The organism is Halosolutus amylolyticus, from assembly GCF_023566055.1.
In the GTDB taxonomy this organism is placed as follows: Archaea; Halobacteriota; Halobacteria; order Halobacteriales; family Natrialbaceae; genus Halosolutus; species Halosolutus amylolyticus.
The window spans coordinates 723453-741729 of record NZ_JALIQP010000001.1 but is presented as its reverse complement, the minus strand read 5'-3'; the positions used below and the strand labels follow the sequence as shown (position 1 = coordinate 741729).

At 65.2% G+C, this 18277-nt stretch carries 18 protein-coding genes; 12 read left to right on the top strand and 6 right to left on the bottom strand.

Annotated features, from left to right (window positions below; genetic code table 11):
- Positions 1–12: 12 nt before the first annotated feature.
- Both MUN73_RS03505 and MUN73_RS03500 read right to left on the bottom strand, forming a co-directional pair.
- Positions 13–945, bottom strand: coding sequence for a ketopantoate reductase family protein (locus tag MUN73_RS03505; protein ID WP_250139065.1), 933 nt, complete (start codon positions 943–945; stop codon positions 13–15).
- Between the two features lie 228 nt (positions 946–1173).
- Complete coding sequence (locus MUN73_RS03500) at positions 1174–1473, bottom strand: TFIIB-type zinc ribbon-containing protein (protein WP_250139064.1); 300 nt, start codon at positions 1471–1473, stop codon at positions 1174–1176.
- Positions 1474–1931: 458 nt separating this feature from the next.
- Between MUN73_RS03500 and MUN73_RS03495 the strand changes: the two genes are divergently transcribed.
- The 6 genes from MUN73_RS03495 to MUN73_RS03470 all read left to right on the top strand — a co-directional run bounded on the left by MUN73_RS03495 (position 1932) and on the right by MUN73_RS03470 (position 6374).
- Positions 1932–3011, top strand: coding sequence for a metal ABC transporter substrate-binding protein (locus MUN73_RS03495; RefSeq protein ID WP_250139063.1), 1080 nt, complete (start codon positions 1932–1934; stop codon positions 3009–3011).
- Positions 3008–3229 (top strand): DUF7511 domain-containing protein, encoded by a 222-nt coding sequence (locus tag MUN73_RS03490; RefSeq protein ID WP_250139062.1) that lies wholly within the window; start codon positions 3008–3010, stop codon positions 3227–3229. The genes MUN73_RS03495 and MUN73_RS03490 overlap by 4 nt, the downstream gene beginning before the upstream one ends.
- On the top strand, positions 3226–3999 hold the full coding sequence (locus MUN73_RS03485) for a metal ABC transporter ATP-binding protein (RefSeq protein WP_250139061.1): 774 nt from the start codon (positions 3226–3228) through the stop codon (positions 3997–3999). The genes MUN73_RS03490 and MUN73_RS03485 overlap by 4 nt, the downstream gene beginning before the upstream one ends.
- A gap of 53 nt (positions 4000–4052) precedes the next feature.
- Positions 4053–5063 carry a metal ABC transporter permease gene (locus MUN73_RS03480; RefSeq protein WP_382181784.1) on the top strand — a complete coding sequence of 337 codons (1011 nt, stop codon included), beginning with the start codon at positions 4053–4055 and terminating at the stop codon, positions 5061–5063.
- A 244-nt stretch (positions 5064–5307) separates the two neighbouring features.
- Positions 5308–5469: a hypothetical protein gene (locus MUN73_RS03475; RefSeq protein WP_250139059.1), complete on the top strand. Its 162-nt coding sequence runs from the start codon at positions 5308–5310 to the stop codon at positions 5467–5469.
- Positions 5466–6374 (top strand): alpha/beta fold hydrolase, encoded by a 909-nt coding sequence (locus tag MUN73_RS03470; protein ID WP_250139058.1) that lies wholly within the window; start codon positions 5466–5468, stop codon positions 6372–6374. The genes MUN73_RS03475 and MUN73_RS03470 overlap by 4 nt, the downstream gene beginning before the upstream one ends.
- Before the next feature lie 68 nt (positions 6375–6442).
- Here the strand turns inward: MUN73_RS03470 and MUN73_RS03465 are convergent, their stop codons facing one another.
- Positions 6443–10066 carry a DNA polymerase II large subunit gene (locus MUN73_RS03465; protein ID WP_250139057.1) on the bottom strand — a complete coding sequence of 1208 codons (3624 nt, stop codon included), beginning with the start codon at positions 10064–10066 and terminating at the stop codon, positions 6443–6445.
- A 1-nt stretch (position 10067) separates the two neighbouring features.
- Positions 10068–10487, bottom strand: a complete 420-nt coding sequence (locus MUN73_RS03460) for a PPC domain-containing DNA-binding protein (protein WP_250139056.1) — start codon at positions 10485–10487, stop codon at positions 10068–10070.
- Positions 10488–10667: 180 nt separating this feature from the next.
- Here MUN73_RS03460 and MUN73_RS03455 point away from each other — a divergent pair, with 180 nt between their 5' ends.
- The 6 genes from MUN73_RS03455 to MUN73_RS03430 all read left to right on the top strand — a co-directional run bounded on the left by MUN73_RS03455 (position 10668) and on the right by MUN73_RS03430 (position 17332).
- The gene (locus MUN73_RS03455; RefSeq protein WP_250139055.1) at positions 10668–12257 is read left to right on the top strand and encodes an ABC transporter substrate-binding protein; all 1590 of its coding nucleotides are present in this window, start codon (positions 10668–10670) and stop codon (positions 12255–12257) included.
- Between the two features lie 118 nt (positions 12258–12375).
- Positions 12376–13377: an ABC transporter permease gene (locus tag MUN73_RS03450; protein WP_250139054.1), complete on the top strand. Its 1002-nt coding sequence runs from the start codon at positions 12376–12378 to the stop codon at positions 13375–13377.
- Positions 13378–13379: 2 nt separating this feature from the next.
- Complete coding sequence (locus tag MUN73_RS03445) at positions 13380–14411, top strand: ABC transporter permease (RefSeq protein WP_250139053.1); 1032 nt, start codon at positions 13380–13382, stop codon at positions 14409–14411.
- A 2-nt stretch (positions 14412–14413) separates the two neighbouring features.
- Positions 14414–15604, top strand: coding sequence for an ABC transporter ATP-binding protein (locus MUN73_RS03440; RefSeq protein ID WP_250139052.1), 1191 nt, complete (start codon positions 14414–14416; stop codon positions 15602–15604).
- A gap of 28 nt (positions 15605–15632) precedes the next feature.
- Positions 15633–16961, top strand: coding sequence for an ABC transporter ATP-binding protein (locus MUN73_RS03435; RefSeq protein ID WP_250139602.1), 1329 nt, complete (start codon positions 15633–15635; stop codon positions 16959–16961).
- A 215-nt stretch (positions 16962–17176) separates the two neighbouring features.
- Positions 17177–17332: a hypothetical protein gene (locus MUN73_RS03430; RefSeq protein WP_250139051.1), complete on the top strand. Its 156-nt coding sequence runs from the start codon at positions 17177–17179 to the stop codon at positions 17330–17332.
- A gap of 133 nt (positions 17333–17465) precedes the next feature.
- On the opposite strand, the gene MUN73_RS03425 is transcribed toward MUN73_RS03430, so the two are convergent.
- Positions 17466–17981 carry a DUF7974 family protein gene (locus tag MUN73_RS03425; RefSeq protein ID WP_250139050.1) on the bottom strand — a complete coding sequence of 172 codons (516 nt, stop codon included), beginning with the start codon at positions 17979–17981 and terminating at the stop codon, positions 17466–17468.
- A 95-nt stretch (positions 17982–18076) separates the two neighbouring features.
- The gene (locus tag MUN73_RS03420; RefSeq protein WP_250139049.1) at positions 18077–18238 is read right to left on the bottom strand and encodes a DUF7556 family protein; all 162 of its coding nucleotides are present in this window, start codon (positions 18236–18238) and stop codon (positions 18077–18079) included.
- Positions 18239–18277 lie beyond the last annotated feature (39 nt).

Genomic DNA, 18277 nt, shown 5'->3' with positions numbered 1-18277 from the left:
CGGCGTCGGTTGTTACGGTTTTCGCGACCCGAAGCCGCCGGTTTCGCTCCTGATGCCGCGTCCTCGTTCCCACGTTCGCACCAGCGCCGTCAGCGCCCGGTTCGTCGGAACCTCGATCCCCAGTTCGGCTGCCCGATCGACCACGTAGCCGTTGATGGCGCCGATCTCGGTCCGCCGATCGGCGCGAACGTCCTGGTGCATCGAGGAGGTGTTCGCCGCGGTCGCCGCGGCCACGTTCTCCATCGCGGCGAGGGCCGCCCGATTCGAGAGGCGAACGTCGTCCGCGCGGGCGACCCGCGCCGTCTCCCGGGCCGCGGCCCGAGCGAGATCGTTCGCGTCGGCATCGAGGACCGCCCCGTTTTCGGTCCGCGTCAGGGCCGTGACTGCGTTGATCCCGGCGTTGACGGCGAGTTTCTCCCACAGTCGACGGGGCATGTCTTCGGCCACGGTCGTCTCGAGGCCGGCCCGATCGACGGCCTCACCGACCCGGTCGGCGATCTGCGACCCGCCGCCCTCTCGTGTGCCGAGAACGATCGCGCCGAGTCCCGTACACTCGACGACCCCGGGTTCCTGGAGAACGGCACCGTAGGAGGCAGTACCGGCCAGAATCGGGTTATCGAGCCGGTCGGCGAGGATCGCCTCGTTCCCCATCCCGTTTTGCAACGAGAGCACGGCATCGAACGATCCCGTCGAGAGGGTCTCGGCGGCTACCGGCGTGTCGAACGACTTGACCGTGACGACCGCGAGGTCCGCGTCGAGGCTCCGGCCGTCCGTCGTCGCCTCTGGCCGGACCCGATCGTCGAACTGGCCCGTAAGCCGGAGTCCCGACTCGCGAACGGCACTGGCGTGGGGGTCTCTGGCGACCAGCGTGACGTCGTGCTCGCGAGCGAGCGCCCCGCCGACGAGACTCCCGAGGCTGCCGGCCCCGAAGACGACGATGTTCATGTATCACTCGTCGCACCAGGGTGTCAAAGACGGTTCGGGTCCCGTCGAGGCGAGTCCCTGGGCGTCGCCGAGCACGAGACGCCACCGGGGCAGCGCCGACCGCTTCGCACTACTGGACAACCGTGAACCGGTTTGTTCGGCAGTTTCGTACGGATTGCTGTAACGATTTACTGGCGCAACCGCCGCCCGGATCGCGGTTGCGTCGGAAATGACCTACAGTAAACCGTATCAGTCCTCGGTCCAGTAGTAGAGATCCTCCCGATCGCTTCCACAGGACGGGCAGGTCTCCGGGAGGTCCTGGTCGAGAGTTCCCATCTCACCGCACTCGAGACACCGCCACATCAGTTCGGCCTCGCCGAACTCGTGGCCCGATCGGACGTGTTCGACGCTCAGCCCGCCCATCCCGGCCCGAAGGGTGACGTAGAACCCCTCCTCGTCGAAGCCACGAATCCGTCCGATTCTGGACCCATCCTCGGTGTAGACCTCCGTTCCGAAGCCGAGCCGTGGTTGCTGCTGTTCTTCGGCCATATGATATCCCACGCGATACTGTCGTATAAAGGCCGCAGGGACGCCAGCACGCCGGAATGAGAGGAATCCGTGACGTTCAGGGATTCCGATCGAAATTCTTCATTAAACCAAATAGCGCGATATCAATTCGGGCCGGTCACCGAAGCGAGAGTTCCGGGACCGGCGCAACCGACGAACGTCGTGACTGCTCTCGCCGACGGTCGGCGAGGCAGACGGCGACCATGCCGAGTGCCGGAGAATCCTCGACGAGAGGGTTCGGCGTCCGAGCGACAGCAGGACCGGGTACCGCTCGATTGCGTTCCGGCCCGGAGTCGGCGGTGTCGTGTTTGAGCCCCGGACACCGCTCGGTCTCCGCCGCCCGACCTCGGGCCGATCGATTCGACGGCACCCTCTTGTCTATTAATCTCCACGGTCTAGATCACAGTTCTTATTATCTGCTGTAGGAGTTTTAGTAACACATGGTGCGACAGACTCGTCGACGATTCATCGAGATGGGGATCGGATCCGCCGCGATCGGCGCGATCGCTGGGTGTGTATCGACGCCAGCCGACAGCGACAGCGAGGAGACGGCGGCCCAGGCCTCGTTTTTCGTGTTCGGAGACTTCGCGAGCGCAGTCGCCGGCGAAACCGCAACGGCGGAGACGCTGGTTCCGATCGGACAGCACGGCCACGGCTGGGAACCGGGGCCGAGGATCCAGGGAAAAGTCCTCGAGTCGGACCTCTTCGTCCGCGTGTCCGAGGGATTCCAGCCCTGGGCTGACGATCTCGTAGAGAGTCTCACCGACGACGACGCGGACGTTCACCTCGTCGACGCCGGGGCGAGCGTCGATCGGCTCGACGTCGGCCACGAGGACGAAGACGAACAGGACCACGACGATCACGACCACGACGATCACGAAGACGAACACGACGATCACGACGATCACGACGAACACGACGATCACGATCACGACCACGACGAACACGACGATCACGATCACGGCCACGATCACGACCACGCCGGCGGTGATCCCCACTTCTGGCTCGACCCCACGCGTGCGATAACGGCCGTCGAGACCATCCGCGACGGGTTCGTGGCTATCGACGGTGCCAACGAGGACGCGTACGTCGACAACGCCGACGAGTACTGTACCAGGCTCGAGGAGCTCGACGAGACGTTCCGATCGACGCTCGCAGACGCCTCCAGGGACGTCGTGCTCGTCGCCGGCCACGACGCGTTTCAGTATCTCGGTCACCGGTACGATTTCGAGATCGAGACGCTGACAGGGCTGGCGCCCGACAGTCGGCCGACCCCGGCGGACATCGAGCGCGCACAGGACGTCATCGCGGAACACGACCTCGAGTACGTCTGTGCCGATCCGCTGGAATCGCAAACGGCGGCCGAGCAACTCGTCGAAGAGACGGACGCGAGGGACGTGCTCCCGCTGACGCCGATCCCGGGCCGGACGCAGGCGTGGGCCGACGAGGGCTGGGGATACATCGACGTCATGGAGCGTATCAACCTCGAAACGCTAACGGAGGCCCTCGACGCGCGATGACCGATTCGACGCCGACCGACTTCGAACCGGAGTGGACCGGGTCGGCGGATCCGGGAGCGACCGATCCGTCTCGATCCGGACTGATGGCAGTCGTCGTCGGCCCTGCGGAACGGCCTGTCTGTACGATCTATCCGCCGGACGTGGCCACACCGTACCAGACGACGACGTGGATAACCGCATCCGGAGACGCGTTCGTCGCCCGCGGGGAGATGCGATGATCGCCGGACCAGCGACCGAGTGGGACGGGGCGGATCCGATCGTCAGCGTCGACGGAGTCTCGTTCCGGTACGGCGATCGACCGGTTCTCGAGGACGTTTCGCTCGACGTCGAACCGGGTGCGTTTCTCGGACTGGTCGGGCCGAACGGGAGCGGCAAGAGCACGCTCCTCGAACTGGTACTCGGCCTCGAGCGCCCGGATTCGGGATCGGTGACGCTCTTCGGCGATCGCGCTCACGAGTTCGACGAGGGCGAACGGATCGGATACGTCGCACAGGACGCCACCGAGACGGCACGAGACATGCCGGTGACGGTGCGCGAGGTGGTCGCGATGGGACGGTACCCCCACCGACTCGTCGGCCGGTTCTCGCGGGCGGACCGCCGGGCGATCGACGAGGCGATGGAACGCGTCGGGATCGCGGACCTCGCGTCCCGCCGCATCGGCCGGCTCTCCGGCGGCCAGCGACAGCGCGTGTTCATCGCCCGCGCGTTGGCGTCCGAAGCGGACCTCCTGGTACTCGACGAACCGACCGTCGGCGTGGACGCGGAGTCCCGAGAGGCGTTCTACAGGCTCCTCGGCGACCTGAACGCGTCCGGGCTTACGATCGTCCTCATCGAGCACGATATCGGCGTCGTCACGACGTACGCGACCGAAATCGCGTGTCTCAACCGCCGTCTGTACTTCGACGGCGATCCGTCGGAGTTCGTCGCGACCGACGCCCTCGCGGACGCGTACGGAACCGACCAGCACGTCGTTCACCACGATCATTGACGATGGCGACACGAACTCCCCCTGCACCCGAAACGACGACCGAGGGTACGGCGATGGTCGCGTGGCTCCTCGGCGTCGCGTTCGATCTCTTCGAATGGGTCCTCGACGACGTCTACGGCGCGGCGATGGACGGTCTCGCGACCCACCTCGGCGTATCGCTGCTCGGCTACCCCTACATGCAGCGAGCGTACCTCGGTGCGGTATGTATCGCCGTTATCGGGCCGCTCGTCGGGACGTTCCTCGTGCATCGTGAGCTCTCGATGATCGGCGATACACTCGCACACACCGCCTTCGCGGGCGTCGCCGTCGGGCTGTTCGTCAACGCGACGTTCTCGCTGTCGCTGTCGCCGCTGCTGACAGCCTTCGTCGTGGCAGTCGTCACGGCCCTGCTCGTCGAGTTGTTGATCGAACACGCCGGCGCATACAGCGATACGTCGCTGGCGATCGTGTTGACCGGCGGATTCGCGGTCGGGAGCATTCTCATCACGGCGACGGACGGCGGGATCGCCGTCGGGATCGACGCCTACCTGTTCGGGAGCCTGGCGACCGTTTCGAAGGCGGACGTCGGGCTCCTCGTCTTCATGTGTCTGCTCGTCGGCGGCGCCGTCTCGCTGGTGTACCGGCCGCTGCTGTACGTTACGTTCGATGCGACTGCCGCCGGTGCAGCGAGAATCGGCGTTCGGCAATACAAGCGACTCATGGTCGTCCTCACGGCGTTCGTCGTCGTCAGTGCGATGCAGATCATGGGCGTCATCCTGGTCGTGGCGATGCTCGTCGTTCCGGTCGCGACCGCATCGCTCGTCGCCCGGAGCTTCAAGCGATCGATCCTCCTCGCGATACTCGCCGCCGAGTTCGCGGCGATCCTCGGCGTGACGGTCTCGTACGTCTACGGCATCGCCGCCGGCGGTTCGATCGTCGTCGTGGCGATCGGGGCGTACGTCGTCGTTCTGGCTACCCGGAAACTATCCAGAGCGAAACTGGTTTCGATCGTACCGAGGCCCGGACGCGGTCGCGCCGGGCAATCCCGAGACGGCATCGAAGCGGACGGAGGAACCGAAGAGTGAGTCGCGCACGTATCGGCGGGAGAGTCCCACCCCGGGGCTGACCCGGGACACGAACGGTCGGGTCGACGGAGGAGACGGTGTCCGGAAGCACCGGGCCGAAGGCGAGTCGGTTCCGGTACGGACGCCACCGATGCTCGCGGCGGAATGCGAGAACGGGATCGGACCGGTAGATAGGCACAACGATGTAAACTGGTTGTAAATACGACCATAACCATTATTAAGGATCCGTCCAGAGTGGTGTAGAATGAGTACTGGTATCACGGCGCGATCGACGCGGTCCGGGACGAGTCGATCGGCCAGTCCACGGGCCAGCGAACGCGTCGGCGAGGGACAAGCACCGGGACCGACCGCCCCGAACAACACCGTCGCGGGCGCGAACTGGACCCGCGACCGCCGGCGAGTATGACCGGCACCGGCGTCGCCACCGTCGGAGGCTGTCGCATCGCCTATCGGCGCGCGGGCACCGACGGGCCGCCCGTCGTCTTGCTCCACGGGGCGGGAATCGACGACGCGACGGTGTCGTGGCGCCACACCGTCGACGCCCTCGCGTCGGAGTACCGCGTCTACGCACCCGATTGGCCCGAGTACGGGAACAGCACCGGTACGGTCGAGCACACGATCGAGAGCTACGTCGACGTCCTCGACGGCTTTCTCTCGAGTCTGCCCTACGAGAGCGTCTCTCTCGTCGGCATCTCCATGGGCGGCGGCGCAGCGCTTGGCTACGCGCTCGCCAATCCCGACCGCGTCGATCGGCTGGGGCTCGTGAACAGTTACGGGCTCGGCGGTCGGCTCCCGGAAGCCCTGACGTGGAAACACCTGTCACAGATTCCGGGGGCCGCCGAGTTCGGAAAGATCGCCGCCAGTGTGTCGAACCGGAGCGTTCGCCTCGTCCTGAACAGCCTCGTCGCTGACGCGGACGCCCTGCCGGAGGCGTTCGTCGACGACGTCAGAGCGAAACTCAAGACCCCGCGATCGCTGCAGGCGTTCACGCAGTTCCAGAACAACGAACTCTCCTTCGGCGGCCGAGTAGCGACGAACTTCGTCGACGATCTCGACTCGCTCGCCGTTCCCACACTGCTCGTCCACGGGAGACGGGACCCGCTCGTTCCGCCCGAGTGGTCGATCCGGGCCGAACGACGAATCCCGGACGCCCGACTCGAACTCATCGAGGACTGCGGACACTGGACGCCGAGAGAGCGGCCGCAGCGATTCAACGACGCCCTGCTGGAGTGGCTGCCGGACCGGCAGTGTGCGCCGACGATCGAGTATCCGGACGCCGAGATGCCGGGACTGGGCAGTGCGAGCGACTGATCGGCGGCAGCGATCGGCGTTCACATTCGGTCGCCCGTGAGAGAGAGACGGCCCCGATACGGACCGTTTTACATGAAGTCCTCGATCCCGCTCTGCTTGTTCTTGTCGTTCTCGAAGATGCTCTCGAGCGATCGCTCCAGGACCTCTAACCGCTGTTTCGTGTAGTCCCGGCAGTCGTACTCCTCGGCGACCTGGATGGCGGTCTGCATGTACTTGTTCACGGAGCCCTTGTGGACGGTGAGGTTGACGCGGCCGCCGCACTCGCGACAGTCCCCGGTCAGGGGCATCCGGCGGAACTTCTCGCCGCAGTCGAGACAGCGGGTTTCCTGTCGGGAGAACGCCCGGAGGTTGCCGATCAAGTCCGGCAGGAAGTGGTACTCGATGACCCGCTCGGCGACGTCCGTCTCGTCGACGGCCGCGAGCTTTCGCGAGAGTTCCAGCTGGGCGTCCATCTTGTCCATCATCGAGCCGAGCGTCTTGTACGCCGAGAGGTCGGGTCCCATCGCGATGTCGGTGGTGTCGTGGGTGTGTTCGAACCCGGTGTACTCGCCGTCGGTGCCGAGCGTGTCCTCGGCGATCTGGACGTCGACGTCCTCGGGATCGGCCTGCTCTCGAGTGGCGAGGTAGAACTCGCGGGGGTACTGCGAGACGATGTCCATGTTGTGGGCCTCGTCGTCGATCTCGGCGGGGTCGATCCGCGAGGACATGACCAGAGGCGCGTCCATACGCCCGCCCCGTTTATCTGGCAAGAAACTGATACTGAAGTTCAAAAGACCGTCCATGAGCAACATCACGCAGTCCTCGTCACCGTCGCAATTTCGTCGTTTCGCGGCGTGAAAGTACGGATGAGCGTATCCGACCGCCGCGCTCGTGAAACCAATCACCCTCCCGACAGTTGCCGCGCTCGTGTGCGGTGCCATCCCGAAGACGAGTTCGCCCACGAGGTCCTGCCGATCGTCGAGTTCGTAGAACGGGTCGAGGCCGTAGTACTGCTCGAGCAGGTCGTCGATGAAGTCGGCGGTCTGGAGCATGTGCTCGGCCGCGCCGTCCGAGAGGACGATGTCCTGAACTTTGAGTTCGACCAGTTGATCCTCGTGGGTCAGCGGTTCCCCGTGGACGTCCTCCTCGTAGCCCAGCGCCTGCAACTGGCCGACGTCGACGTCGAGTTCGCTCGCGCGGACCGAGGTGACCGGGAGGTCGGTCATGTCGTACCGGACGGTCCCGTCCTTGAACGAGGAGACGTCGTGTTTCGCACGGAGGATCCCCTTCTCGATCGGTTCGGGCGTCTTGGTCGTCGATGACAGCCCCTTGACGCCCTTGAGGATCTCGAAGGCGTTCTCGCGTTCGCCGACCGACTCCAGGGCGTCGCGGTACTCCTCGTGAACGTCGATCTCCCGGGTCTCGACGCAAGTCGCCTCGACCTCGCAACGGTCGCACTCGACGCGACCCGCCTCGTCGGGGTCGACCCGCTGGTCGCAGTCCGGACAGCGGTAGTCGGGCGTCGTCCGCTCGTCACAGTCAGGACAGCGGTTCTTGAAGGTCTCACTGTCGCAGTTCTCGCAACGCTTCCGGCCAACCTGGATCTCGACGACGCCGGGCGTGTCCGACATCGTCTCGGCGTGTTTGGCGGCCTTCGCGACGTCACGCTGTGCGCCGCCGGCCTCCCCGATCGGGAACAGGGTGTGGACCGGCGGGCTCAGGTCGCGGCGCTCCGATTTCTCGGGGCGGCCCATCCGGTTCCCGATCCGGGTCGGGGCCCGTTCGCGGACGGCGAAGGGTGCCACCTCGTTAACGGCCTCGATGGCGTTCTCTCCGACCTCCTCGTGACCCCAGTTGCGGGCGCGCTCGGAGAGGTCGTCGTCGGTCCAGGTCCGTTCGAGTTCGACGACCCGCCCCCCGGGATCGCTCCCCTGGACGCTGGCCCCGTCGGTCGCGGTGTGGCGGATCTCGAAGCCCAGGGTTCGGACGAACGGGTTCCAGTCGTCGATCTCGAGGCGGTCCTCGCGCTGGCGGTGCTCGATGACGATCGTCTCGAGGGCGTCGCGAACGACGTCGGTGTGGTCGATCACGAGCGTCTCGCCGTCGTCCGTGACCCGGCCGTCGGCGACGGTTTCGGCCAGCGAGCAGAACGAGTCGACCGAGAGGTCGTGCCAGAGATAGGTGTACTCGGGGTGGAGCGGCGCGTCGTACTCCGTGGCCCACTCGAGGGCGCGATCGGCGGTCGGGAACTCGAGGTCGACGTGGGGATCGTCCTCGAGCGCCTGGACGTCCGCGCCCGCGGCCTCGAGATCCTGAACCCACCACTCGTAGGTGTAGGAGGCGGGTGCAAGCGGGTGGTTGTTCTCGACGAACTCGCCGTAGTTGACGAGGTACTCGCCGAGGTCGAGAATCTTCTCGACGCCGTTGCGAATCTCGAGGGCGTCCTCGGGGTCGTCGATCCGGCGCACGTCGCCGTTGGCCAGTTTGACCGTCGGCCCCTCGATCGAGTCGACGGGGACGACCCCTGCCGCCTTCCCGGGCCGTTCGGTCTTGATCTGGGTGCCGGTCGCGAGGAAGTCGTCCACGAGGTGCATCGCGGCGGGGTGGACGCCGGCGGTCGCGAAGCCGTGATTCCGCGCCCGGCCGTAACGCAGGCGGAATCCGCCCTCGGCACAGGGATGGGAGAAGACGGGCCGGCCGGCGATCAGGTCCCGCAGGAACTTCGTGGACTCGTCGACCCGTGGCGGACCGGCCGATTCGTCGGCGTCGGGATCGTCGCCAGCCGCGGCCTCCTCGTCCGCGTCGTCGGCCGACTCCGCTTCTTCGTCCCCATCGTCACCGTCGTCTTCGTCGGCTTCGGCGGCATCGTCACCGCCGTAGTTGCCGTCGATCAGGTCCTGGAGCCAGGGCCAGTCGACCTCGTCCAGGTTCCGGGTGTAGCGCTGGATCTTCGGAGCCTTCAGCGCGATCCCCTCGGCCATGACGAGGCACATCCCGCCGCGGGCGCTGTTGGTGTCGACCCGTTCCAGGTCGCGAAAGCCGGAGACCTCCTCGTCGCCGGTGGCCTCCCCGTCTAACATGATCGGCATGTGTTTCGCGATGAACTTCGTCTCCTTGCTCTTCGGCGTGTACTGGAGGCCGGTCTCCTTGTCGTAGAGGCCGATCTCCTCGGCGTAGCGCTCGATCTCCTCCTGGCGCGGCTCGTACTGCTCGATCCCCACGAGCGCGCGGGTGTAGTCCGCGACCAGCACCGAGAGCGCCTGTGCGGTCCCGCCGGCCGATCGGATCGGCCCGGCGTAGTAGACGTTGACGAACTCCGTCCCGTCGTCGTTCTCGAGGAGTTCGACCTTGTCGATCCCCTCGATCGGGGCCGCCACGACCCCCTCCGTGAGCAGGGCGACCGCGGTCCGAACGGCGCCCTCGACCTTGCCGGCTTTCGTCTCGTAATCGCCGACCTCGCCCTCCGCGAAGTCCTTGGCGAGTTCCAGGGCGGCCTCCTCGCGGCTCATCTGCCCCTCGAGTTCGCGGACGCGCTCGGCGACGCCCTCGATCCCGAGGATGTTCTCGACCCGATCGGCCATGTCCTTGGCGACGGGAATCTCGACCTCGGGTTCGGGATCCAAACTGCCCTCCTTCGCGCGTTCGGCGACGTCGAACGCCTCGTCGAGCTGGGATTCGAGCCGCTGGAAGTACTGTCTGTCTGCCTCGCGCATGTCAGAGCCAGAGGTCGAGATCGGTCGTCTCGTCGTGTTCCCGTTCGAGCCCCTGCTCGAACACGCGCATGTGGACCTCGCCGGCCCAGACCGTCGCCTCGTTCAGGTGGCCCGCGACAGCGTCGCCGTCGGAATCGGAGAGGACGACGTGGGTGTGTGCGAACCGATCGCCGTCGAGCAGGGAGACGTTCCCGACGCAACTCGCAACCTCCAGTGGCTCGTCGAATTCGATCGGGTAGTACTCGCAGTCGTCCTGATCGTAGAACCACAGTTCCGCGTCCTGCACCGCGCCCAGCGCCGTAAACCAGGCCGCGTCGGCATCGACTTCGTTTGCGAGCGACTCGATCTCCGCGCGCCAGTCGGCCCCGGTCTCGAGGCGGGCGACGTACTCTGCATCGGTCTCGACCGCCCGATAGTTCATACCACCCATCTGTGTGCCCCGGTAGAAAAAGACCATCGGTCGTGAACGATCCTTGCGACCGATGCACAGGTACGGTGGTAGTTTATTTCGGTATCGAGTAGATTATTCCGTGGTAAGAACAGATTTGCGATCGGTACCCTGCTGATACCAAAACGTGATGAATTATAATTGTGTATCAGGATGGTACCAGACCAGAACTCCGTCACCCGACGACGGCTTCTCACAGCAGGTGCAGCGGTCAGTGCAGCCACGATCGCAGGGTGTATCGGTGGTGACGGAAACGAGACCGACGGTGTCGAACAGTTTCACTTTACGCAGGAACAATCTCGAGAAGAGCAGTTCGATCCCGTCGTCTCGAACGACGCGTACAGTTTTCAGGTGATTCAGCTCGTCTTCGACGGACTCTACGAGTACGGTGAAGACCTCGAGTTACAGCCCAAACTCGCGACGGGCGAGCCGACCGTCGAGCGCGACGGGACGCGGTACATCTTCGAACTCGTGGAGGGGGCGACGTTTCACAACGGCGACGAGGTGACCGCCTCGGACGTCGCCCACTCGTTCACCGCGCCGGTCGAAGAGGAGACGGAGAACGCGTCCACGTACGACATGATCGAGAGCACCGAGGTCGTCGACGACTACCAGCTTCAGGTCGACCTCGGAGACGAACCGTACGGGCCGTTCGAACTCGCGACGATGGGCGTAACGGTGGTTCCCGAGTCCGTCCGTACCGATGACCGGGAAGAGTTCAACAGGAATCCGGTCGGCTCCGGCCCGTTCGAATTCTCCGAACTTCAGGAGAACGAGTACGTCGAAATCCAGCGACACGACGACTACTGGGACGACCTCGAGCCGAACCTCCAGCAGGTCCGCTTCGTTGCCCACGACGACGAGGCGGGTCGCGTTTCCGATATCCGTTCGGGAGACACCGACGCCATCGCAGGGATCCCGAACGACGACTGGGACGTCCTCGAGGGAGAGGACAACGTCAATCTCCACTCCACTGAGAGTCCCACGTTCATGTACATGGCGTTCAACTGTAACGAGGGTCCGACGGCGACCCCGGAGGTCCGACGGGCGATCGCCCACTCGTTCTCGATGCAGGACTTCATCGAGTCCAACGCCGGGAACGTGACCTCGCCGATGTATAGCCCGATCCCGCCGGTCGTCAACGAGGTCTGGGAGTTCCCGGAGGACGAGTACCAGGAGCTGTTGCCGGAGTACGATCCCGACGAGGCCGAATCGCTGCTCGACGAGCACGCCCCCGACGACTTCTCGCCGACGATCATCACGCCGGAGGGGATTCGCGCACAACTGGCCGAGCGGATCGCCACGCGACTGGACGAAATCGGCTACGGTGCGGACGTGCAGGTGCTCGACTTCGCGACGCTGGTCGACACGTACACGAGCGGGAGCGCCGACGACTACCAGATGTACCTGCTTGGTTGGACCGGCGGCCCCGACCCGGACTACTACCTCTACCCGCTCTTCCACGAGAGTCAGGCGGGCGTGAACCAGGGCCACTACTACGAGGGGAGCGACGGGTTCCACGACGACATCGCCGCCGGCCGCAATTCGGCCGACCAGGAAGAGCGGTACGACCTCTACGAACCCGTCATCCGTGAGATCGTCGAGGAGTTGCCAGCGCTACCCGCGTTCACCCAGGACAACACGATGGCCTCCCGCGACTACGTTCAGGGCCTCCAGGCACATCCGGAAGTGACCAGGAACCCGACCCTCGTCGCGGACTACACGAACGTCTCGATGGAGTGACCGTGGCGGGTTCGTCCGGCGATCGAACCGGACGCTCGGACGGCGCCGTCGGCGGGCCGGTCGCCGGCACCGTCGACGCCGACGCGATCGGAGCGAGAACCGACCGACTCGTGAACACATGAAGCTACTCAAGTACACGATATACAGACTACTGCAGGCGGTTCCCGTCCTGATCGGGATCTCCATTATCACGTTCCTGCTCGCGAACCTGGGGCCGGGCGATCCCGTCAGCCTCATGCTCCAGGGACAGGAACACAGCGAGGAACTGGTCAGGGCGATCGAACAGCGATACGGACTCGACAGACCGTTACACGAGCGGTACGTGACGTATATGGCTGGCCTCTTAGAGGGGGATCTGGGCCAGAGCATCCACTACCAGCGACCGGTCACCGCCCTGATGATGGATCGGATCGGGCCGACGCTCCTGCTGGTGCTGTCGGCGTACGCGTTCGCGCTCGCGACGGCGATCCCGCTCGGCATCGTCGCCGCCAATCGGCGCAACGAACCGACCGATCACGTCTCGCGGATCGCCGCGCTCGTCGGCGTCAGCACCCCGTCGTTCTGGATCGGCATCGTCCTGATCCTCGTCTTCGCGGTCAAACTCGGCTGGCTGCCCTCGAGCGGTCTCTACTACCCGTGGCGACCCCCCAGTTCCTATCCGGGGATCGACGGTCACGTCGAGTTGTACTACCAGTCGCTGAGACACCTGCTGTTGCCGATGATTGCGCTCGGGACGCTCCAGATGGCGACGATCATGCGCGTCGAACGAACGCAGATGATCGAATCGCTCCAGGGCGAGTACGTCAAACTCGCCCGCGCGTACGGCGTCCCGGAGCGGACGATCCTGCGGAAACACGCCTTCCAGGTGGCCCAGTTGCCGATCATCACCATCGTCGGTCTCAACCTGTCGACGGCGCTCGGCGGTGCGGTTCTTGTCGAGACGGTGTTCAACATCAACGGCATGGGGCTGCTCTTCGTCGAGGCGATCCAGCAGAACGACTACCAGCTCGTGATGGGCATCACGATGACGCTCGGCGTGTTGTTCGTGCTCGGCGTGATCATTACCGACATCTCGTACGCGTACGTCGATCCGCGCGTCACCTACGGGGAGAGTGAGTAACCATGGCGGTCAGTGAATCAGAGTTCGAAGGCAGTCGCGAACCGGCGGCCGAAGACGACGACGTCGAGGCTCGCGTCGGCTGGCGATACACCGTCGCACGGATCAAACGGGATACGACTGCCCGATGGGGACTGTACATCGTGGCGGCCGTATTGAGTATCGCGGTGTACGCCGCGGTGGACAGCAACCTGTCGATGCTCACCTTCGGGCGCCTCTCGGATTTCACGTTCGCGAAGCTGTTACCGATCTTCGATCATCCCACTCGCATCCCGCCGCCGGGGGAAGGAACCCAGCACATGCCGCCGTACTTCCCGCTCGCCGAGCAGCCGTGGAACCCGCTTCCGGCGGGCGGGACGCTCGAGCATCCGCTGGGAACCGACCACACCGGCCGGGACTACTTCACGAGAATCGTCTACGGCACGCAGGTGTCGGTGTTCGTCGGGCTCGTCTCGACGTTCATCGGGCTCGCCGGCGGCACGATCGTCGGTGCCGTGGCCGGGTACTACGGCGGCAGCGTCGACGACGTCCTGATGCGGATCGTCGAGACGATCTACGCGATCCCGCCACTGATCCTCATCATCGTCTTCACCGTCTTCGTCGGCGGCGCGAACATCTGGTACGCCGTCCTCGGCGTCGGAATCGCGTTCATTCCTGTCTTCGCTCGCATCATCCGGAGTCGGGTCCTGAGCATCCGCGAGATGGACTACATCGAGGCGGCCCAGGCGGCCGGCGTACGCGATCGCAACATCATCCTGCGACACGTCGTTCCGAACAGTTTCGCGCCGGTACTGGTGTACGCCACGCTCCAGATCGGCGTGACGATCCTCATCGTCGCCGGGCTCTCGTTCCTGGGCTACGGCGCCCAACCGCCGACCCCGGACTGGGGACAGATGCTCAACATTTCACACGGCTACATGCACTCGAACGTCTGGCTCTCGATCTGGCCGGGAATCGCGATCATGATCACGATTATGGGCTTCAACCTGTTCGGCGACGGCCTGCAGGACGCCCTCGATCCCCGAATTGAGGACTAACAATGAGTCCCGATCCACTCCTCCGCGTCGAAAATCTCAAGACCCAGTTCTTCACGGAAACCGGTACAGTACGCGCCGTCGACGGCATCTCCTTCGACGTCTACGAGGGCGAGATCGTCGGACTCGTCGGCGAGAGCGGCGCCGGCAAGAGCGTCGCCTCGATGAGCCTGCTCCGCCTCGTCGAGAGTCCCGGCGAGATCGTCGGCGGCGAGGTCACGTACAAGGGCGAGACGATCTTCGGCCTCGAGGAGGGGCCGGACGGCGAACTCCGGGAGCGCGACGACATGCTCTCGAACGAGGAGATCCGCACCCGGATCCGCGGCAACGAGATCGCCGTCATCTTCCAGGACCCGATGGAGTCGCTGAACCCCGTGTTCACGGTGGGCGGGCAGCTTCGCGAGTTCATCGAACTCAACCGGGACCTGCCGAGCGACGAGGCGAAGGCCGAGGCGATCGAGATGCTCCGCGAGGTGGGGATTCCGGATCCAGAGGAGCGCTACGAGGAGTACCCCCACCAGTTCTCCGGCGGGATGCGCCAGCGGGTGCTGATCGCGATGGCGCTGGCCTGCGAGCCGAACCTGATCATCGCCGACGAGCCCACCACCGCGCTCGACGTCACCGTCGAGGGCCAGATCATCGACCTCGTCGACGAACTCCAGCAGAAATACGGCACGAGTTTCATCTGGGTGACCCACGACCTGGGCGTCGTCGCCGAAATCTGCGATCGGGTGAACGTGATGTACCTCGGCGAGATCGTCGAACAGGCCCCCGTGGACGAACTGTTCTACGACACGAAACACCCCTACACGGAGGCTCTGCTGAACTCGATGCCCCGCCCCGATCGGGCCACCGACCTCGAGCCGATCGAGGGGGTGATGCCCGAGGCGATCAATCCACCCTCGGGCTGTCGGTTCCACCCCCGCTGTCCGGACGCCCGGGAGGTCTGTACGCAGGTCCACCCCGATACCCGGGAGATCGATCGAGCAGACGGCTACCCGCACCGGGCGGCCTGCGTGAAACACGACGTCTTCGACGTGGGGTACACCGAGAGCGTCCCGCTCGAACCGGGTGACGAGGCCGACGTGAGGGTCGGCGAAACGGGAACGGAGGGCGACTCCGGACCGGACTCGTCCGTCGAGAGTGGAGCCACCTCGACGGACGGCGGGTCCGACGGAGGTGATCGACGTGAGTAAGCCCGAGGACCCGATCGGCTTCGGGGACATGGATCTCGAACAGGGCGAGACGTTGCTCGAGGTCGACGGATTGACGAAGTACTTCCAGTCAGACTCCGGGCTGTTCGCGTCGATCAACGTCGAACGCGATCGGTTCCCGCCGGTGAGCTTCGGCGTCGATCACGTGAAAGCCGTCGACGACGTCTCCTTCGAGATCGAGATGGGCGAGACGCTGGGGCTCGTCGGCGAGTCCGGCTGCGGCAAGAGCACGCTCGGACGGACGATCCTGCGATTGCTCGACCCGACGGACGGGACGATCCGGTTCAAGGGCGAGGACCTGGCCGAGATGAGCGGCGAGGAACTCCGGCGGAAGCGATCGGAGATCCAGATGATCTTCCAGGATCCCCAGTCATCGCTGGACCCGCGGATGAAGGTCGGCCAGATCATCGAGGAGCCGATGCGCGCCCACGACATGTTCGACGACGAGGGACGGGAGGCGCGCGCCAAGGAATTGCTCGAGAAGGTCGGCCTCGATCCGCACCACTACAACCGGTATCCCCACGCGTTCTCCGGGGGCCAGCGCCAGCGGATCAACCTCGCGCGGGCGCTGTCGGTCGACCCCGACTTCGTCGTCTGCGACGAACCCGTCTCCGCGCTGGACGTCTCCATCCAGGCCCAGGTGCTGAACACGATGGAGGAGTTACAGGAGGAGTTCGGCCTCACCTACCTCTTCATCGCCCACGACCTCTCGGTCATTCGGCACATCTCCGATCGGGTCGCGGTGATGTACCTCGGCCACGTGGTCGAGGTCGCCGACAAGACGGAACTGTTCGAGAACCCCCAGCACCCCTACACGAAGGCACTGCTGGAGTCGATTCCCGTCCCCGATCCCCGCGAGAACGGCGCCCGCGGGGTGCTCGAGGGAGAGGTCCCGAGTCCGATCGATCCGCCGTCAGGGTGTCGGTTCCGCACGCGATGTCCGCGACTGATCGCGCCCGACGCGTACGACTGGACCGACGAGGAGTGGGCACAGACGCGGGCGTTCATGCGGGCGGTCAAGCGCCGGACGTTCGAACCGATGCGGGCCGCCGAGATGGAGGCCGAATTCTTCGGCGGCGACCTCCCGCGGGGCGAGGCGGGCAACGTCGTCGCGGAGGCGATCGACCTGCTCGCGACCGATCGCGAAGGGACCGGAAACGGCGACGACGGCGTCGACGCCCACGAGAGCACCGCCTGGGAGACGGCGACCGAGCGACTGCTGACGGCCTTTGCCGAGCGGAGTATCTGCGCGCGGGAGCGACCCGCCTACGAGGTCGAATCGGCGTACGGTGACGGCGAACACTTCTCGGCGTGTCACCTGCACCGCGACGACCGGTGAGCGATCGACGATCCAGAGCGGATCGGTCGATCGCCCGGTCGATCCGTCGCCGCGCCGTCCCCGATTCGACGATCGGTCTCGAGAGCAACGCATCAGGAACGATATAGGTTTTGAACAGTCGTGCTAGCGATTGACCAACTAGTGAGGAACGATTACACAACGTGAAGAACCGTCGCAAAAAGGCTTAAGAGCAGTGGGTGATTATTTACTCGTGTATGAGTAAGATCCTCGCCATCGTGGCGACGTACACGAGCATCGGCGCGAAAGTACAGCGAACGATCGAACACTCGCCCGAGTTCTCGGGCGTCCAGAAGAGCGAAACCGGCCGTCCCGATCGGCAGGCGCCGGCGGGCGGCTTCCTGACGGGGTAACGCCGTCGAGGTGCATCGAACGCACATGCGACGATCGCTCGACCCCGCCTCCTGCGGGGACTCTCGATTTTGATTCCGGAGAACGCTACACTCCCGCGTAGCGATCGCGATAGCCCCGCGAGGAGAGGGGACCCTACTCGATCGTAACCGTCGTCGAGTCGCTCGGCCGATACTGGTTCTCGTGGGTCGCGACGAACGCCCGGATCTCGTACTCGCCGGGGCCGGGGACGATCGACTCGTGGCGATCGCCCCCCGTGCGCTCGAAGCGGCCGTTCCACGTGACCGAGACCCGTTTGCGCTCGCCGCCGCGGAAGCGAAACGCCGACGGCCGCGATCGGGTGTACCGGCGCTCGTCGGTGGCCTCGAGTTCGCCGTCGATCGTCCACCCCCAGCGGCGCTGGTGAGGCGTCGGGATCTCGACAGGCACCGGGAGACGGTTCTCGAAGTCGACCGTGAACGCGACCGGATCGTCGCGCGCGTACCGATCGGCATCGGTGTCGACGGAGACGGCGATCACGCGGCGGGCGAGCGCTCCCGGGACGAGTGACGCGAGAACGGTCGCGGCCGTGTATCGCGAGTCGTCGGCCTCGAACCCGAACTCGTCGTCCGCGTCCGTTCCCAGTCCGTCACGCGGGCGAGGTCCGACCATCGGCTGGACAGTCTACGGGCCCGTACTAAACAGTGGGTGACGGGACGGTCGGGGTCGACGGGCATGACGTCGTCGGCCGCGAATTCGAGCGAGAATTATCGCATGGCAGGAAGCGTCGGGGCGGCGTCGGCCTCCATCGAGAGCCACGCCCCGTCGGCAGAGATGTCTGCAATTACGTACTCGTCGCTCGATTCCGTCGAGTCGATCGAGCCGACGATCGTGTCGTCCGCGGACACGGTGTGGGGGTTCGGCACCATGTGTGTATGTGACTACCACCCACATATAAACTCGTCGAA

Bases quoted from the DNA above. Each gene is read 5' to 3' on its own strand.
- MUN73_RS03470 (WP_250139058.1), top strand. From the start codon at position 5,466: ATGACCGGCACCGGCGTCGCCACCGTCGGAGGCTGTCGCATCGCCTAT.
- MUN73_RS03485 (WP_250139061.1), top strand. From the start codon at position 3,226: ATGATCGCCGGACCAGCGACCGAGTGGGACGGGGCGGATCCGATCGTC.
- MUN73_RS03505 (WP_250139065.1), bottom strand. From the start codon at position 945: ATGAACATCGTCGTCTTCGGGGCCGGCAGCCTCGGGAGTCTCGTCGGC.
- MUN73_RS03465 (WP_250139057.1), bottom strand. From the start codon at position 10,066: ATGCGCGAGGCAGACAGACAGTACTTCCAGCGGCTCGAATCCCAGCTC.
- MUN73_RS03455 (WP_250139055.1), top strand. From the start codon at position 10,668: ATGGTACCAGACCAGAACTCCGTCACCCGACGACGGCTTCTCACAGCA.
- MUN73_RS03450 (WP_250139054.1), top strand. From the start codon at position 12,376: ATGAAGCTACTCAAGTACACGATATACAGACTACTGCAGGCGGTTCCC.
- MUN73_RS03445 (WP_250139053.1), top strand. From the start codon at position 13,380: ATGGCGGTCAGTGAATCAGAGTTCGAAGGCAGTCGCGAACCGGCGGCC.
- MUN73_RS03440 (WP_250139052.1), top strand. From the start codon at position 14,414: ATGAGTCCCGATCCACTCCTCCGCGTCGAAAATCTCAAGACCCAGTTC.
- MUN73_RS03420 (WP_250139049.1), bottom strand. From the start codon at position 18,238: ATGGTGCCGAACCCCCACACCGTGTCCGCGGACGACACGATCGTCGGC.
- MUN73_RS03460 (WP_250139056.1), bottom strand. From the start codon at position 10,487: ATGAACTATCGGGCGGTCGAGACCGATGCAGAGTACGTCGCCCGCCTC.
- MUN73_RS03495 (WP_250139063.1), top strand. From the start codon at position 1,932: ATGGTGCGACAGACTCGTCGACGATTCATCGAGATGGGGATCGGATCC.
- MUN73_RS03475 (WP_250139059.1), top strand. From the start codon at position 5,308: ATGAGTACTGGTATCACGGCGCGATCGACGCGGTCCGGGACGAGTCGA.
- MUN73_RS03490 (WP_250139062.1), top strand. From the start codon at position 3,008: ATGACCGATTCGACGCCGACCGACTTCGAACCGGAGTGGACCGGGTCG.
- MUN73_RS03425 (WP_250139050.1), bottom strand. From the start codon at position 17,981: ATGGTCGGACCTCGCCCGCGTGACGGACTGGGAACGGACGCGGACGAC.
- MUN73_RS03480 (WP_382181784.1), top strand. From the start codon at position 4,053: ATGGTCGCGTGGCTCCTCGGCGTCGCGTTCGATCTCTTCGAATGGGTC.
- MUN73_RS03435 (WP_250139602.1), top strand. From the start codon at position 15,633: ATGGATCTCGAACAGGGCGAGACGTTGCTCGAGGTCGACGGATTGACG.
- MUN73_RS03500 (WP_250139064.1), bottom strand. From the start codon at position 1,473: ATGGCCGAAGAACAGCAGCAACCACGGCTCGGCTTCGGAACGGAGGTC.
- MUN73_RS03430 (WP_250139051.1), top strand. From the start codon at position 17,177: ATGAGTAAGATCCTCGCCATCGTGGCGACGTACACGAGCATCGGCGCG.